The organism is Myxococcus guangdongensis, assembly GCF_024198255.1.
GTDB lineage: Bacteria > Myxococcota > Myxococcia > Myxococcales > Myxococcaceae > Myxococcus > Myxococcus guangdongensis.
Window position 1 is genome coordinate 980466 of sequence record NZ_JAJVKW010000002.1, and the last position, 16524, is coordinate 996989.

The 16524-nt window shown below is 70.4% G+C and carries 16 protein-coding genes; 9 read left to right on the top strand and 7 right to left on the bottom strand.

The window, feature by feature from the left end:
• Positions 1-11: 11 nt before the first annotated feature.
• Positions 12-1823 carry an outer membrane exchange accessory lipoprotein TraC gene (traC, locus tag LXT21_RS08795; RefSeq protein WP_254037634.1) on the bottom strand — a complete coding sequence of 604 codons (1812 nt, stop codon included), beginning with the start codon at positions 1821-1823 and terminating at the stop codon, positions 12-14.
• A gap of 262 nt (positions 1824-2085) precedes the next feature.
• Here traC and LXT21_RS08800 point away from each other — a divergent pair, with 262 nt between their 5' ends.
• The 3 genes from LXT21_RS08800 (at position 2086) to LXT21_RS08810 (ending at position 3765) form a co-directional block, all read left to right on the top strand.
• Entirely contained in the window at positions 2086-2322 is a 237-nt protein-coding gene (locus LXT21_RS08800) for a hypothetical protein (protein ID WP_254037635.1), read from the top strand.
• Positions 2323-2477: 155 nt separating this feature from the next.
• The gene (locus LXT21_RS08805; protein ID WP_254037636.1) at positions 2478-2897 is read left to right on the top strand and encodes a response regulator; all 420 of its coding nucleotides are present in this window, start codon (positions 2478-2480) and stop codon (positions 2895-2897) included.
• A 79-nt stretch (positions 2898-2976) separates the two neighbouring features.
• A complete protein-coding gene (locus tag LXT21_RS08810; protein WP_254037637.1) occupies positions 2977-3765 on the top strand; it encodes an FRG domain-containing protein in 789 nt (262 codons plus the stop codon).
• Positions 3766-3771: 6 nt separating this feature from the next.
• Here the strand turns inward: LXT21_RS08810 and LXT21_RS08815 are convergent, their stop codons facing one another.
• From LXT21_RS08815 to LXT21_RS08825, 3 genes are all read right to left on the bottom strand, one after another.
• On the bottom strand, positions 3772-3987 hold the full coding sequence (locus tag LXT21_RS08815; protein WP_254037638.1) for a hypothetical protein: 216 nt from the start codon (positions 3985-3987) through the stop codon (positions 3772-3774).
• A 171-nt stretch (positions 3988-4158) separates the two neighbouring features.
• Positions 4159-5295 (bottom strand): hybrid sensor histidine kinase/response regulator, encoded by a 1137-nt coding sequence (locus LXT21_RS08820; protein ID WP_254037639.1) that lies wholly within the window; start codon positions 5293-5295, stop codon positions 4159-4161.
• Complete coding sequence (locus LXT21_RS08825) at positions 5292-8423, bottom strand: GAF domain-containing protein (RefSeq protein ID WP_254037640.1); 3132 nt, start codon at positions 8421-8423, stop codon at positions 5292-5294. The genes LXT21_RS08820 and LXT21_RS08825 overlap by 4 nt, the downstream gene beginning before the upstream one ends.
• A gap of 335 nt (positions 8424-8758) precedes the next feature.
• Between LXT21_RS08825 and LXT21_RS08830 the strand changes: the two genes are divergently transcribed.
• Genes LXT21_RS08830 through LXT21_RS08850 form a run of 5 tightly spaced genes read left to right on the top strand, consistent with a single transcriptional unit; the run spans position 8759 to position 13495 of the window.
• The gene (locus LXT21_RS08830) at positions 8759-9592 is read left to right on the top strand and encodes a TadE/TadG family type IV pilus assembly protein (protein WP_254037641.1); all 834 of its coding nucleotides are present in this window, start codon (positions 8759-8761) and stop codon (positions 9590-9592) included.
• A gap of 23 nt (positions 9593-9615) precedes the next feature.
• Positions 9616-11232, top strand: a complete 1617-nt coding sequence (locus LXT21_RS08835) for a TadE/TadG family type IV pilus assembly protein (RefSeq protein WP_254037642.1) — start codon at positions 9616-9618, stop codon at positions 11230-11232.
• Positions 11233-11244: 12 nt separating this feature from the next.
• The gene (locus tag LXT21_RS08840) at positions 11245-12414 is read left to right on the top strand and encodes a TadE/TadG family type IV pilus assembly protein (protein ID WP_254037643.1); all 1170 of its coding nucleotides are present in this window, start codon (positions 11245-11247) and stop codon (positions 12412-12414) included.
• A gap of 35 nt (positions 12415-12449) precedes the next feature.
• Positions 12450-13292 (top strand): hypothetical protein, encoded by an 843-nt coding sequence (locus tag LXT21_RS08845; RefSeq protein WP_254037644.1) that lies wholly within the window; start codon positions 12450-12452, stop codon positions 13290-13292.
• A 2-nt stretch (positions 13293-13294) separates the two neighbouring features.
• On the top strand, positions 13295-13495 hold the full coding sequence (locus LXT21_RS08850) for a hypothetical protein (RefSeq protein ID WP_254037645.1): 201 nt from the start codon (positions 13295-13297) through the stop codon (positions 13493-13495).
• A gap of 5 nt (positions 13496-13500) precedes the next feature.
• Here LXT21_RS08850 and LXT21_RS08855 read toward each other — a convergent pair whose 3' ends face one another.
• Positions 13501-14277: a hypothetical protein gene (locus LXT21_RS08855; protein ID WP_254037646.1), complete on the bottom strand. Its 777-nt coding sequence runs from the start codon at positions 14275-14277 to the stop codon at positions 13501-13503.
• A gap of 66 nt (positions 14278-14343) precedes the next feature.
• Between LXT21_RS08855 and LXT21_RS08860 the strand changes: the two genes are divergently transcribed.
• Positions 14344-14964, top strand: coding sequence for a hypothetical protein (locus tag LXT21_RS08860; RefSeq protein ID WP_254037647.1), 621 nt, complete (start codon positions 14344-14346; stop codon positions 14962-14964).
• Positions 14965-14967: 3 nt separating this feature from the next.
• On the opposite strand, the gene LXT21_RS08865 is transcribed toward LXT21_RS08860, so the two are convergent.
• Positions 14968-15585 carry a hypothetical protein gene (locus LXT21_RS08865; protein ID WP_254037648.1) on the bottom strand — a complete coding sequence of 206 codons (618 nt, stop codon included), beginning with the start codon at positions 15583-15585 and terminating at the stop codon, positions 14968-14970.
• 55 nt (positions 15586-15640) lie between these two features.
• On the bottom strand, positions 15641-16441 hold the full coding sequence (locus LXT21_RS08870; RefSeq protein ID WP_254037649.1) for an AraC family transcriptional regulator: 801 nt from the start codon (positions 16439-16441) through the stop codon (positions 15641-15643).
• Positions 16442-16524 lie beyond the last annotated feature (83 nt).

Consider the following 16524-nt stretch of genomic DNA (forward strand, 5'->3'; position numbering starts at 1 on the left):
GCAACGGCGACTTACAGGCCCAGCAGCGTCTCGGGCCGGTTGAGGCCGCGAGCGCGGGCCAGGGGCTGGAGGACATCCGCGGGGGGCGCGTCCGCGGTGAGCAGCAGCGCGCGCACGGCGGTCTCCACCACGTCCTCGGCGCCCGGGCGCACCATGCCCCGGCGCGCGTCCTCCACGCGCTTGCCGCGGTATTCGTCGAAGCGCTCCTTCACCCGGCGGGCCAGGTCCGACACGGCCTTGTCGCCCACCTCCACGCGCAGCTCCAGCTCGTTGCGCAGCTGCACCGGGTCCGCCAGCACGCCGTACCGGTCGTAGCCCTTGTGGGTCAGGTCCTCGTGCATCACGGAGAAGTCATCCGTGTGCGGCGCGGGCACCTGGGACTTGAGCAAATCCCGCATCACCGCGGTGACCGAGGCCGTCACGGTGAGCCGGTGGAGCTGCACGTCGTAGACGAAGTCCGAGAACATCGGCTCCTCCACGGTAATCGGCTCGCGGAACGTGGTGTCGCGGTGGCGCTGCACCTCGATGCGCTGCGTCTCCGACTTCTCCAGCGCGGACTCCAGCATGGACTCCTTCGCCTTCACCGCCAGCAGCAGCACCACCAGCGCCTGCTCCTCCTTCGCGCAGGAGCTGGAGGCGCAGCGGGCGGGGCTGCACTCCCCGGGCAGCGTGCCGGGCTTCTCCGCCTCGCGCGCGGCCTCGCCGCACTCCTTGAGCGCCTCCAGGCACTCGCGGCGCTCGCGCTCGCGGCAGCGCTCCGTCCCCGCGCGCAGCAGGTTGAGCTCCGTCTGCAGGCGCAGGTACTCGCGCAGGGCCTGGGCCTGCTTGCGGTCCACCTCCTCCTGGGTGCGCTCGGCCTGCAGGAGCTTCGTCTCGAAGCCGGTGCGGCGGGGGTTGGGCACGGACGTCTTGCCGGCGAGGTAGCGGTGCGAGCGCTGCGAGTCCTCCACCGCCTTGAGCGGCAGCACGCGCTCCAGCGACAAATCCAGCTTCACGCCCTCGCGCCCGTCCGGCGCCTCCGTCACCACGCGCAGGGGCAGGTGCGTGGGCAGCATGGCCGCGAGCCTCCCCGCCGCCAGGCGCTGCGCCACGTCGGGCGCGCCCGCGCGGTCCTCCACCGGCGTCGCCACGACGAGGAAGGCCACCTCGTCGCGCAGCCTCTGGCGCACCGCCTCCGCCCGCTCGCGCGCCGCGGTGGCGCCCACGCGCTCCTGGTCCGCGCGCACGTAGGCGACGAGCGCGTTGCCCAGCTTGCCCGCCTTCTCCAGCCCGTCGCCGGTGTTGAACCAGCGCTTCGCCCACGCCACCTGCACGGCGTCCAGGGCCTTCTTGGCGCCCGCGTGATCCGGCGCCACCGCCAGCACCGCGTCCAGCTCCGCGCGGGCCTCCTGGAGCTTGTCCGCCTTGAGCGCGGTGAGCGCCACGGCCACCCGCTCGTCCAGCGTCACGTTGAGCAGCTCCCGCGCCGCCACGTTCTCCGCGTCCAGCTCCAGCGCGCGCACCAGCCGCTTCATGGCGCCGTCCAAATCCCCCGAGTCATGGACGCTCCGGGCCTCCTCCAGCACCACCTGGCTCCAGGCGCGGCGCACCTCGCGCAGCTTCACCGTCACCTCGGACGCCTCCGGGTCCGCGGCGAGCGCGCGCAGGTAGGCGGCCTCCGCCTCCGCCCACTTCTGCTGCTGGCTGGCGGTGTCGCCCTCCTTCACCGCGCGGGAGAAGGCCGAGCAGGCCGTCAGGGCCAGGAGCGCGGCCAGGGCGAAGGCGCCGAGCGCGCCGCGGGACAACGAGGGAGCCGGACGGGGGGGACGGAGGGGAGCGGACACGCCCGCATCTTCGGGGAAAGGCGCCACCGGGTGAAGTGTTCGGATGTCGGCGACCCGCCCCCTCCACGCCCGCCAGGCCCCTCCCACACGCCTGGCACCTCGCCCCTCGAACGGACGACCCGGCGGGTCGGCAACCCTTGCTGCTGGCCCTTATGAGACGCACCTCGTGGTGCCCGCGCTCCCGGACTCGCGGATGGGAATGACGCGTCGCACCAGCCGGTAGTCGGTTCATCGCACCCACGAGGGGGGCAAGAGAGTCATCATGTCCTGTCCACAACCGCGTCCCACCGAGTTCCGCCTGCCCATGCGCGCGGAGTCCTTCTCCATCGAGGAGCACCGCAACGTGCACTGCCGCTTCTACGGCGGCTGCATCGACGTGGCGGTGCGCCAGGATTGGGACAGCTTCACCTGCTCCAGGTGCCCCCTGTTCCAGCAGGACGCCGCGCCCGGCGCGGACCAGTACGCCTTCAACCAGCCCGCGGACACCGGCAGGCCCTAGGCCGTCCGCCCGGGCCCCGACGCGCCGGCCCCTCCTCCAGGTGCGGGAGGAGGGCCGGGGGGCTCGGGGGTTCTGGTCCTTCGCAGGCGGTGGGAGCGCCGGACCCACGCGCCGCTCGTTGGACGTCTTCTTCCGGCCGCTGTGAGTCCGCGCGCATGACCGACCGTCCCGTCGTCGTCCTGGCCGAGGATGATGGCCTCCTTCGCGAGGCGGTGGCCGAGGCCATGGAGCTGGAGGGCTACCGCGTCGTGCCGTGCGACAGCGGCTTCTCCGCGCTCAAGGCCTTCTTCGCCGAGCCCCACGTGGACGTGCTGGTGCTCGACTGGCTCCTGCCCGACATCGAGGGCAGAGACCTCATCCGGCTGCTCCATGCGCAGCGGGAGCTGTCCGATTTGCCGGTGGTGCTCACCACGGGACTGGAGCTGGAGCTGCCGGGCTTCGAGGGCGCGGTGTGCCTGTTGCGCAAGCCCTTCGATTCGACCGAGCTGTCGCGCATCCTCCACCGGCTCACCCACCCGACGCGGTCCACGTCCGCGCCCCAATCCTTCGCGCCCACCGACTCGCGCGCCAGCTGAAGGCGCGGCTTCCCAAGCAGCCCCGCCCGCCGCATCTTGGAGGCCGTGTGTCCCCTCGCGGGGAGGCGGGCCTTCTCCCATGCAAGAGCACCGGGTCAGCTCGTGGCTGGAGCTCCAGGAGGCGCTGTTCGCGGACTCCTGGAACGAGGCGCTGGGCCGCCACCGCGCGAGCTACGTGTTCCGCGGCATGCCCCACGCGGACCATGACCTGTCCACCGCGCTCAACCGCCGGGGCCTGTTCGTCCGCAAGGAGAAGGACTTGCTGCGCGCCTTCCGCAAGTACGCGCGCGGCACGCCCCGCGAGCCCCTGGACTCCGTCTGGGATTGGCTCGCCCTGGCGCAGCACCACGGCCTGCCCACGCGCATGCTGGACTGGACGTTCAGCCCCTACGTCGCGCTGCACTTCCTCACCGAGGACCCGGACCTGGCCCACGAGGACGGCGTGGTGTGGTGCGTGGACTACCGGGCCACGAACCGGCTGCTGCCCCGCCCACTCAAGACGTTGCTCGAGCGCGAGGGCGCGGACGTCTTCTCCGGGGAGATGCTGGCGGAAGTGGCGCCGTCCATCTCCGACCTGGACCGGCTGGCGCGCCACCCGTTCGTGCTCTTCTTCGAGCCGCCGTCGCTGGACGCGCGCATCGTCAACCAGTTCGCGCTCTTCTCGGTGATGAACGGACCGGAGGCGCGCCTGGACACCTTCCTGGAGCGGCGCAAGCAGGGCGTGCGCCGGCTCATCATCCCCGCGGACCTCAAGTGGGAGGTGCGCGACAAGCTGGACCAGGCGAACCTCACCGAGCGGGTGCTCTTCCCCGGCCTGGACGGGCTGAGCCGCTGGCTGCGTCGCTACTACAGCCCGCGGCCCCGGTAGGCCCGCTCAGGCGTGCGCGTGCACGTGGGGGCCGTCGTGGTGGTGGTCATCGTCACTGTCGTTCATCGTCACGTCGCCGACGATGCCGCGCGCCCGCTGGTTCTCGGTCACCTCGCGGATGTCCTTCTCCCACTTGTTGCCGGCCGCGCCGAAGAGGATGACGGCGAGGATGATGAGACCGAAGAGGAGCGTTCCAATGAGCGCCGCGCCGAGAATGGTCATCGCTGGACCTCGAGGTTGGGGGCCGTCACCCGAAGAGCGCCGGCCAGGTTGAACGCACCCCCGAAGGGTGTGTCCTCCTTCTTCCCGCCGCGACCCACGCCTCGTGCCCGGCTGCCCGGCTCGCCCCTTCCGTCAGCGGGCGGGCGGCCAGGGGGCTGACGTGCTGGCCCCTCACTCCCCGGCGACGTACTGGCGCGGCAGGCTCAGCCAGAAGGACGTCCCGTCCTGGGGGGTGGACGACACGCCCAACAGGCCGCCGTGGGCCCGGACGATTTCGTGGGTGATGTAGAGCCCCAGCCCCAGGCCGTTGCGCTGCGCGCTGCGCTTGTCCTGCGCGCGACCGAAGGGGTCGAAGATGGAGCCCAGGCGCTCGGCGGGGATGGGCAGGCCCCAGTTGTGGACCTCCACCCGCACGCCGCCCTCCGCGTCCGCCACCGTCACGCGCACCACGGTGTCCTCCGGGGAGTACTGCACGGCGTTGCCCACCAGGTTCGACGCCGCCTGGGCGATGCGGTCCGCGTCCCAGTCCCCCCAGCCGTTGCCCGCCAGCGACAGCTCGAACTGGCGGCGCGGGTGCGCCACCTCCAGCTCCTCCACCACCTGCCGCAGCACCTCGTGCAGGTTCATCCGCGCCCGCTCCAGCACGTACCCCGCGCCCAGCCGCGTGCGCGTGAAGTCGAGCAGGTCGTTGATCATCCGCGCCATGCGGTCCGCGGAGATGGAGATGCGGTTGATGGCCTTGCGCTGCGGCTCACTCAAGCCCCCGTGGCGCAACAGCAGCGACGCGTTGCCGGCGATGGCTTGCAGGGGGTTTCGCAGGTCATGGCCGAGGATGCCGAGGAACTGCTCGCGGAACGCCGCCGTGCGCCGCGCGGCCTCCTCGCGCTTGAGGCCCTCCTCCACCCGCTTGCGCTCGATGGCGTACCTGAGCGCGCGCACCAGCAGCGGCCCCGACACCTGGCCCTTCACCAGGTAGTCCTGCGCGCCCTCGTGCACCGCGCGCACCGCCAGCCGCTCGTCGTCCGTGCCGGTGAGCACCACCAGCGGCACCGACGGCGCGGCTTGCAACAGCGGCGGGATGTTGCCCAGCCCGTGCCCATCCGGCAGCGACAAATCCAGGAGCACCGCGTCCACCGAGGGCCCCTCGCTCACCAGGCGCACCGCCTCCGCCAGGCGCTCGACATGCAGCACCTCGAAGCGCGTGGTGCCCACCTCGCGCAGCTCCTCCTGGAGGAGGAGCGCGTCGCCCGGGTTGTCCTCCACCAACAGGAGCCGCAGCGGGCGCTCCTCGGTGCCGATGTCACTCATGACGACACCTCGGAAGGCGCGGGCACCGACGGCGCCAGCGGCAGGGTGAACCAGAACGTGCTTCCCTCCCCCACCTTCGACTCCACGCCGATGCGGCCTCCCAGACGCTCCACGATTTTCTTGCAGATGGCCAGCCCGATGCCCGTCCCGGCGAACGCCTCCTTGCCGTGCAGGCGCTGGAAGATGACGAAGATGCGCTCGGAGTCCTGCGCGTCGATGCCGATGCCCCAGTCCCGCACCGTGAAGCGCGCCTCCGGGCCCTTCACCTCCGCGGCCACCTCCACCCGGGGCGGCGCGGCGCCGTGGAACTTGAGCGCGTTGCCGATGAGGTTCTGGAACAGCTGCACCAGCTGCGTCTCGTCCGCGAGCACCGTGGGCAACGGGCCCACGTCGAGCGTGGCGCCCGACTCCCGCAGCGCCACCTGCAGGTTCGTCCGGGCCCGCTCCACCGCGCGAGCCGCGTCCACCGCGCGCGGCTCGCGGCCCTGCGTGCCCACGCGCGAGTACGTCAGCAAGTCCTGGATGAGCCGCTGCATGCGCGTGACGCCGTCCACCGCGTAGTGGATGAAGGTGTCCGCCTCCGCGTCCAGCTTGCCCTGGTAGCGCCGCGCGAGCAGCTGCGTGTAGCCGGCCACCATGCGCAACGGCTCCTGCAGGTCGTGCGAGGCCACGTAGGCGAACTGCTGGAGCTCCTCGTTGGAGCGGGCCAGCTCCTTGGCGCGCAGCCGCAGCGAGTCCTCCGCGCGCCGGCGCTCCAACCCCTGCGCGAGCGCGTCCGCCACCGCCGCCAGCGCCGCCACCTTGTCCCCGCCCAGCACCGTCTTGCTGTAGAGCCCCATCACGCCCACCAGCTGCCCGCGCACCACCAGGGGGATGCCCGCGAACGAGCGCAGCCCCGTCTCGCGAATCCACGTCGGGTCCAGCACCCGGGCGTCGTGCTCCATCTTGTCCACCCAGACCTGCTCGCGCGTGCGGGCCACCTCCGCCACCAGGCTGGTGCCGTGCACCGCCACGCGCGCCCACTTCTCGCGCGGCGGCGCGGACACGCCCGCGTTGCCCACCAGCTCCAACATGGCGGAGCTGCGCGAGTACAGCCACAGCCGCGCCACCTCCGCGTCCAGGTGACGCACCAGCGCCTGCGCGCAGCCCTGGAGGATGTCGGCGACGGAGCCCTCCTTGGCCAGGGCGCCGCTCATCTCCGCGCGCAGCGCCTCCAGCCTGCGGGCCACCTGCTCGCGGTCCAACCGCCGCAGGCCCTCCTCCACGCGGCGCTGGGCCGTCATGTCCGTGTTGGTGCCTATCCACTCGCGCAGCTTGCCGTCCGAGTGCAGCACCGGCACCGCGCGCGCCAGCGTGGGCGAGTACGTCCCGTCCGGACGGCGCAGCCGGTACTCGACTTCGTACGGCTTCACGTCCGTCACCGCCGCCGTCCACGCGCGGTGGGACGCCTCCCGGTCCTCGGGGTGCACGGCGTCCAGCCAGCCGGTGCCCTTCCATTCGTCGTACGACTGGCCGGTGTACTCGCGCCAGGAGGGGCTGTCCTCCTCGATGAGCCCGTCCGGCCGCGTCACCCACACGGCCTGCGCGGTGGCGGTGACGAGCGAGCGGAAGCGCTCCTCGGCCCGCCGCGCGTCGCGGAACAGGCGCGCGTTGTCCAGCGCCACCGCGGCCTGGGACGCCACGCCCTCCACCAGCCGCGCGTGCTCCTCGCGGAAGCGGCCGGGCTCCGAGTGTCCGAAGAACAGCCCGCCCAGAATCTCCCCGGAGCGGCTCTTCACCGGCACCGCCAGGTAGCTCCTCACCGGCAGGTGGTCCTGGGGCATGCCGTGGTACGGGGCGCTCTTGCCGTAGTCCGCCTGGCGCGTCACGTCGTCGTACCGCCGCGAGCCCTCGCCCCGGAAGGTGGGGCCGAAGATGGCGGTGTTGCGCGGCATGGGCAGGTGGGCGAAGGCCTCCCTGGGCGCGCCGGACAGCGTGTAGAGCAGATAGGACTCACCCCGCTCGTCCACGCGGTTCTCGAAGAAGGCGCCGAAGCCCGCGCCGGTGAGGGCCACCGTCTCGTCGGTGATGCGCTGGACGAGCACGCCTGGGTCCAGCTCCGAGGACAGCGTCTCGCCGATGCGCAAGAGCGTCTGGGCGGTGCGGCGCTCCTCCTGGCTGCGGCGCAGCGACACCTGGGATTCGCGGTACAGCCGCGCGGTGTCCACCGACAGCGCGGCGCGCGACGCCAGCTGCTCGCCCAGCTCCAGGTCCGCCCGTCCGAAGCGCCGGCTGGACTCGGCCGTCACCAGCGTGAGCGCGCCCAGGATGCGGCCGCGCGCCTTCAGGGGGATGAGCATCGCCGAGCGCAGGCCCAGCGCCTCCAGGAAGCGCAGATGCTCCGCGTCCCGCGCCGCCAGGGTCAGCACGTCGTCGGACACGGACTCCAGCAACACCGGCCTGCCCGTGCGGATGACGGCCAGCACGCCGTTCGGGTCGTCCTCGCGGGGCGGGAAGCGAACCCGCACCTCCTCGGCCAGCCGCACCCGGCTGGGGTCCACGTGCGCCACCGCCACCTGACGCGTGCCGCCGTCCTCCTCCACCAGCTCCACCGCGCACCAGTCCGCCAGCTGCGGCACGGCCAGCTTCGCCAGCAGCGCCAGCGTGTCGTCCAGGTCCAGCGCGGACGAGGACAACAGCGCCCCCGCCTCCGCCAGGAAGCGCATGGACTCCGAGGCGCGCTTGGGCTCCTCGATGTCCGTGGTGGTGCCGAACCACTGGAGGACATCGCCCTTCGCGTCGCGCAGGGGGCTGGCGCGGCCGAGCATCCATCGCCAGACGCCATCATGTCGCCGGCAGCGGAACTCCACCTCGTAGGGCTCCCCCGTCTTCAGCGAGTGGGCCCAGCGCCTGCCGGCCTCCTGCGCGTCCTCCGGATGGACGATGCGCAGCCAGCCGTCGCCCATGGCCTGCTCGGGCGTCAGGCCGGTGTACTCGTACCAGCGGCGGTTGAAGTAGACGTGGTGCCCGTCGGGACGGGTCATCCAGACGAGCTGGGGGAGGCTCTCCAGGACCTGGAGGGACAGCGCGCCCGGGGTCAGGTCCACGGTGGGGACCGGCGCCTCCGGAGAGGGGGGGTGAGGGGACATGGAGCGCACGTGACCTTAACAGTCCGCACAGGGACCGCCCTTTCAGCACCCCCGGGTTTTCCACCAGCTGACAATCGTCCCGAGGGACAAGGCCCCGCCGGCCCCCTCCCCGGGAGGGACGATTCCGACCCGCTGGGAATCCCTCTCTCTCTGTCTGACGCCAGACACGCGGCATCTGCCGTCACGGAATTGCAGGAACCACCCGCATGCAAATTTGTCATTTCATTGCGACCTCCCGTAAGGTCTGACGTTTCCAGCACAGCGCGTACATCCAACGAGTCTGGGTTCAAGGGTGGGAGGGTCGGGGTGCAGTGACGTCGAGCCCGGGGAGGGCCATGCACTCGAAAGACAGACGCGGGATTGCCGGAGGGCAGTCCGGACAGGCCGCCGTGGAGACCGCCATCGTCGTCCCGATGATGGTCTTCATGGTGCTGGGCATCATCCAGCTGGGCATGGTGCACAACGCCCGGTTGATGACCGAGTACGGCGCCTATCGGGCCGTGCGGGCGGGAATCGTCAACCATGGCGACTGCACGCTGATGGAGAAGGCGGCGCTCTCTGCGCTCTTGCCCACGCTGCCGCCCCTGCCGGGGAAGGACGGCCGGGTGGACACGCTGGATGCCGCGCGAAAGGTCCACACGAACTTCGTCCAGAGGCTGTTCGCCGCGAACCGGTTGCTGCCCTTCTACCTGGAGGCGGGGCTGCCCCTGTTCCGGGTGGATGTGCTCAATCCCAGTCGGGGCGAGCTGAGCCAGCTCTTCACCACCTATGGCGTGCAGGGGCGGGAGATCGACTACGACGACGTGCGGGATGACCGCGTCATCGAGGCGAACCTGCTGTCCATCCGGCTCACCTACTTCTACGAGCTGCGCATCCCCTTCGCCAACATGCAGCTGCACGCCTTCTATCTGGGGCGTGAGTACCTGGACCAGCTCAAGGGCATGCAGTTCGAGCTGCAGCGCGTGGGTGGTAGGAACGCCATCCAGTACCTGCAGGAGCGCGCGCTGAGCAAGCAGGGGGACTTCCCGAAGATTGTCGCGCTGGCGCGCGGCACGGGCCGAGATCGCCACTACGTGATGCCGCTGGTCGCCACCTGGACCATGCGCATGCAGTCCAACCTCTTCAACAACGACCAGCACGGCCCCGGCCGCTGCGCCGTCGGCGGCTGACGCCGGCTCCCGAGAGGACGAACATGTTCTCACTGCTTCGCAGATTGCGCCGGGACGAGCGGGGCCAGGCCCTGGTCATGGGCGCGGTCGCCATGCTGGTGCTGGCCGTCACCGTCATGGCCTCGGTCAGCATCGGCCATGGCGTGCACCAGAAGATAAAGCTCCAGGACGCCGCCGACGCGCAGGCCTACTCGCTCGCGGTGAAGGAGGCCCGGGCCTACAACTTCCTGGCCTACACCAACCGCGCGATGGTCGTGCACTACTCGGCCATGCTCACCTTCATGTCGTACGTGAGCCATGCCCTGTACCTGGACATGACCATCGGGAAGCTGGCGAGCGTCGCCCAGTACATCCCGGGCATCGGCGCCATCTTCAAGGCGGTCCAGACCCTCATCAAGGCCTGGAAGAAAACCGTGGAGACCGTCGCACGACTGCTCATCCCCCTCCTATCCGCCCTCAACGTGGCGCTCTGGCTCGCCCAGGAGGCGATGATGATGGGCACGCTGAAGGACCTGCTGCTGACCGGAGGCGAGACCACCTTGATGGGGACAGACCCCAAATCACGCCCAGGCCCGTCCATGTCCAACGGCTCGGCGCTCGGCGCCATCATGGGCAAGTACAACGTCAATCACTCCAACCTGAAGAACTTCCTGCACATCATCGACGACGGGCCCCGGGGCAGTGACAAGACCTTCTCCCTCACGGACCCGACCGGGCTCGCCCAACGCGCCAGGCTGCTGAACCAGAACAAGAACATCCTGTCCGACCCGGACCTGGCCAAGTACCGCCTGCTGATGGGCAACCTCGCCAACGGCGTGCGGCGCCAGTGGACCGCCGAGGGAAAGAACGTCCTGCTCGTCGGACGCAAGTGGTCGCTCAAGCTCTGCGTCCCCCCCGTCATCCAGTTCCGCATCGACAAGGTGGCGGACAGTCAGATCAAGAGCTTCGACGAGACATTCCAGGGCAACCGGAGGGACCAGCTCTTCGCCTCCGACGACATCAAGATTGAATGGCGCATGCCCTGCCCCTACTTCGGTGGCGCGAACAAGGGCTGGAAGACGATCCTCGACCTCGACTTCCGGGCCGCCGCGGACAAGCGGGGCGGCTTCCATCAGGTCTACGGGACGACCAAGACGGATGACCACCACGGGTGGGAGGGCATCACGCCCTTCCTGACGACGGACACCAGCTTCGTCGACCCGTGGCACAACCACTTCAGCGCGGCCTGCAACGTCACCCTCCTGTCGAAGGACATGATCTCCAAGCCCCAGCCCTTCCACCTGGACGGGCTGCGCACCGGCGAGGGCTTCCTCAAGTCCGCGAGATCCAAGCGCTTCGATGACGAAGGCGAGAGCATCCTCGGCGGGATGCTCGACATCACCTGGAACCTGACCGGCGGAGCCAACGGCAAGCGCGTCGCGGAGTTCCGCAAGGCGACAGGAGGCATGATGGCCATGGCCGTGGGCCGCGCCATCTACCACCGACCCGGAGTCTGGAAGGAGGAGCCCAACTTCTTCAATCCGCTGTGGACCGCCCGACTGGCCCCCACCAAGACGCATTGGGAACAGCAGGCCATGAGCGAATTCATCGACGGCTGGGATGTCGCCGAGCATGGCTTCTCGAATGCCCTCAATTACTGACGGAAGGTGACCATGACGACTCCAGCCATCACGAGGCGAGGACAGGTCCACCTGGGCCGGAGGGCACGGCGGGGCGCGGCGACGACGGAGTTCGCCATCCTCACGCCCGTCTTCGTGCTGCTCATCCTGGGCACGACCTACTTCTGGGAGGTGCAGCACGTGCGCCTCAAGGCCGCGGAGGTGGTGCGCTACGTCGCCTTCGAGCGCACGGTGCGCTCCGACGTGAACCGCATCGTCAGCGAGGCGAGGACGCGCTACCAGGACCTCGACGGGACCACCAAGACGGGCTCGCGCCCGACGGGGCTGGGCCACAGGAACCGCGTCACGCTCGACATCCAAGCGGAGGACACGGAGGCCTCGCTCCAGGACGAGTCCCTCTCGGGCGATGGCCGCCCCGGAGGCGCGATGCAGGGGATGAGCGTGGTGCTCGGCGCGCTGGGCTCCACCGCGGGCAAGGTCGCGCAGGCCATGGGACTGGACCCCAACCGAGGCGCCGTGCGCGCGCAGGTGGAGGTCCGCATCGAGAACGGCCTCATCCCCTCGCAGCTCGCCTTCCTCACCCGCGGCGTCGACGACCCGCGCCTGGATGTGACCTTCAAGGAGTCCTTCTTCCTGGTCCACGACACGTGGCGCGCGTGGAACCCGGGCGACCATCCCGCCAATACCTATCCCCGCGTCGAGGAGCTCACCTATCTGCGGGTGAGACAGATTGCCTACGCGGGCCTCGCCTCCCAGGGCGGGACGCTCGACGCCATCGGCGCGGTGCTGTCCGTGCTGGGCTTGGACTTCCCCCTGAAGTCCGACTACCTGCGCGACTCCGTGAGCATCAAGAGCGTGAAGGACTCGGGTCGCTACATGGCCGCACCGAACACCGACACTCGCACCGTCCCCGGAGACAGGCTGTTCGCCGCGTACTGGCGGAGCGACATCGATCCTTGCTTCAACGGTTGCGAGCCCGAGCCCATCAAGGAGAAGCGTGGGCTCAAGGGCTCTTCGGAGAAGGGCCACTACAACTGGCCCATGCGTGCATACAACTGCCGAGGCGACTTCTTCCAGGGCGCGGCGAAGTCCGATGCGCCGGAGTCCGAGTACGCGCTCTCGAAGAGCCAGGGCAAGGAGTACTTCAACTACGGCAACTTCGCGTGCGCGGACGGTCCGAACACGAGCCGGGACAACGAGTAGTCACCACGGCGGCAGCAGGACGAGGAGCACGCGCGATGAGGCTGTTGAGGGACCGCACGGGAACCGTGACACGGGTACTGGGCCTGGGCGGCGTGCTGCTCGTCGTCGCCACGGCGGCCACGCTCCGTGAGCCTCCCGCCGAGCCACCTCCACCGCCCGAGCCGCCCGCGACGCCGCTGCTCACGCCGCCCGCCAGCGCGGAGCCGATGACGAAGCGCTTCCTGGGCCTGCTCCCCGCCTACCCTCGGGCGAAGGTCATCCCGATGGGGAAACTGGAGGCCAACGGCAACCCGATGGAGATGGCGGTCTTCGAGACCGGCGACTCCCCCGGCGCGGTGATGGAGTTCTACGCCCGGGAGTTCCGTCGCCAGGGGCACCGCACCGCCGTCGAGCCCGATGGGGCCGGAGGCGGCGCCATCAGCTACTACGACGCGAAGCGCGGCTCGCTCGTCTCCGTCACCGCCGTGGGCATGGGCGGCACGCCGCCTCGCACCCAGGTCTTCCCCTCCATCATCGACGCGCCCGAGGGCATGCACCTGCAAGCCCAACCCCTGCCAGCGCTGCCGCGCGCCCCGGGCGCCATGACGATGATGCGCATCGAGGACCGCAATCGCGGGCCCACGCAGGGCAACACCACCATCACCGAGCTCGCCCAGGGCACGCCCGGCGCGCTCGCGGCCTTCTATCGGACCCAGCTGGAGCAGCGCGGCTACGTGCAGAAGGACGCGCGCACCGGCGCGGCCGGCGTGGAGCTGCTCGACTTCCAGAAGCCCGGGGAGACCCTCTCGCTGTCCCTGTCGCCCATGGGCACGAGCGAGTCCCCGCAGACACTCGTCACCGCGGTGCTCGAGCTCATCGACTCGAGGAAGGAGCCCTGAACATGAATGGCTGGATGCGCTCCACCGTCCACTGGCTTCGTCGTCCCCGCTCGCGAGGACAGGCGCTCACGGAGCTGTCCCTGCTGCTGATGGCCCTGTTCCTGATGACGCTCGGGCTCCACTCGTTCGCGCCGGACATGTTCGCCGCGTACACCATCTACGTGCGCGGCTTCTACGTCGTGCTCGGCTATCCCCTGGGCTGATGCCCTCACTCCTGCACGCGGGGCACGGCGATGGGCACCGCGTCCAGCGACGGCTTCGCGCCCGTGCCCGAGGCCCGCGCCACCCACGTGGTCTCCCCGTCCCGGACGGACACCACGCCCCACAGCGGGACGCGCTCGGTGTGCACCACGCCCACGGTGCTCCCGTCCTCGCGCAGGAAGGTCTGCTCGCGCGCCTTGCCCGCGAACGCCCCCTCGCGCAGCACCGCGTCCTTGTCTCCACGCGGCGCGCCCCTCAGCTCCGGCTGGTCGACGAAGAGGTCCACAGGGATGGAGATCGGCGGATGCGGCGGCACGGAGACGGCGAGCCGCTCCACGAAGGGCCGCTCCTTCCCGCGCACCCAGAGCACCACGAGCGTGCGCGGCGAGACCTCATGGTCCATCTCCAGCTGGTACAGCGGAACGCCGTCCTCGCGCGTCGTCTCCCCCACCAGCGAGACACGGGCCCGCGTCGAGCCCTTGCCGCCGCGCAGCTCGTAGTCGACCCACGCGCCGACCACGGGCTGGAACCGCCCATACAACAAGGGCGCGGGCACCAACGCGCGAGCCTCCGCGAGCCGCGACACGTCCACCGCCGTCGACGCCTGCGCCACGGCGACTCCCGCGTCCTCGGGTTCGACCTGGGCCTCCGGTGGAGGCGCGGGAGGGGGTGTCAGGGGAATCCGCTCGAAGCCCGGTCCGGCGTCCTCCGCAGCGCGCCGCGAGTCGGTGCAGGCGCAGAGCAGCCACAAGGAAACACTCACAACCGGGGGGAGGCGGGGCATGTGCCAATCCTATAGGGTTCTGCCTCTCCCCCCAATTCCAGCACATGTCTGGCCAAGGGGCGCCACATGGCAAGGACGTGGATGATGGGCGCTGGGTTGCTCTCCCTGCTGGCCGTGCTGATTCAATCCCAGGTCGCCTCACCGCAAGGCATGCCCGAGCTGCCCCTCGTGGTGCGCGAGGGAGGTTGGGCGCGCTACCAGGCGGTGTCCTCGGACGGCCCCACCCGCTTCGTGGTCAAGGTCGGCGCGCCGGGGCGGCATCAGGGCAAGCAGGGCCGCTGGCTCGACATGGAGATAGAAGTGCCCGCCACGGGGCGCATCACCCTCCAGTTCCTGGTCGCCGGAGAGCGCTTCAGCGCGGGCAATGTGCTGCTGATGCGCGCGGCCCTGCCCGGCGACAAGCCGCGCGAGGTGCCCGGCCCGCTCCCCGACGAATTGAAGACGCGGCGCGACGGCAGGTTCCTCCAGAAGACGACGGAGACGCTCGCCGGCAGGACGCTGGAGGTGAGCGAATACTCCTACTCCGGCGGCATCACCGCCGAGTGGTCCGCCTCCGTGCCCGGCCTGGGGCTGGTGCGGATGAGCGGAGAGAACCCCTTCCAGCTCGTGGACTTCGGCGTGGGCGGAGACCCGTGGAGGGAGCGCCCTCCGGAGCCCGTGTCGCCCCCGCCCGCCGCCCGGAAGTGAGCGTCAGCTCGAGGAGGGCTCCAGCGCCAACCCCGCCTCGCGCAGCCGCCCCTTCACCCCCTCCACCTCCGCGCCGCGCAGCCGCGCCTCCAGCCGCAGCGTCGAGCCCCGGCCCACCTGGAGCAGCACGCGCGGCGGGGTGCCCTCGCTCTTCTGGAGCGAGTACCACTCCAGCTCCGAGAAGCGCGTGTGGCGCCCCAGGTGGTCGATGAACCCATCGGCGGACAGGAACAGCGCGGGCACCAGGTGCAGCCCGAGGACCCCCAGCCAGACCGCCAACCCCACGCAGAACGTGCCCAGCGCCGGTCGGCCCTCCGTGTGAATCAGGTGCACGCCGAACAGCACCAACAAGACCATCAGCCCCAGGAATTGGAGGTACGTCCCCACCCGGGAGCGCGGAGACAGCGGCATGGGGCCCCTCGCGCTCCAGAGCGCCCTCAAGGTGCTCAATGACATCAGCACCTGCGCGCCCGAGGCCAGGGCCACCGCGAACCCCATCATCTCCCGACGCTCGCCCAACGACAGGGCCTCCTGGACGAGCCACGCCGCGCAGCCCCCGAAGAACCCCAGGGCCACGACATGGAACAGGACGGTGGACACGGGCAGCGTGAAGGCTTTCATGGCCGCCCCGGAGCGCATCACATCTGACAGGCTTTGGGGAAGCCCCCCAGGCCCCTCAGCGCTTGCGACGGGACACGGCGGTGCCGGGGACGGACTCGACGAGCTGCCGGTACTCGCGGGGGCTCAGGCCCGTCACCTGCTTGAACTGACGTGACAGGGCGCTCTGGTCGCAGAAACCCACGGACAGGGCGATGACGGCGATGGGCTCGCGCGTGTCCTCCACCAGTCGCTCCGCCGCCGCGTCGATGCGAGTCTTCATGATGAACTGCCCCGCGGAGAGCTGGAAGATGCGCCGCATCCGCCGCTCGAACTGCGCCGCGGACATGCCCGCGCGTCGCGCCAGGGAGTCGATGCGCAGCCGCTCGCCGTAGTTCGCCTGGATGAAGTCGATGGTCGCCGCGAAGCGCTCGTCCACCAGCCCCGCGCGCCCCGGCTCGTGGATGTCCTTGGACAGACACGCCAGCCCCATCACCTCGCCCCCGGCGTCGAACAGCGGCACCTTGCTCGTCAGACACCAGCCCGGCTCGCGGTTGTTGAAGAGCGTCAGGTCCAGGTTGTCCACCAGCGGGCGCCCGGTGCGGAACACCCTCTCGTCCTGCCGCACGTACCGGTCCGCCATGTGCTGGGGGAACAGCTCGTGCGCCGTGCGCCCCACCGCCGCCGCCTTGCTCTTCAGGCCGCAGCGCTCCGCGCACGCCTCGCTGATGCACACGTAGCGACCCTGGATGTCCTTCACGGAGAAGACGATGTCCGGCACCCGGTCGAACAGCGCCTCCGCGAACAGCGGGTTCGTCACCCGTCCCATGAACTCCACCCGCCAGTGCTCCAACGCCTCACGCCCTTGGGTGGTTTCCATTCAGAGCTGTTCTCTTTTACGGCTATTTCCTGGAGAGTGGACTCCCCGCCAGTCTCCCCCTGAAAGGGACACCGCGCAGGCAG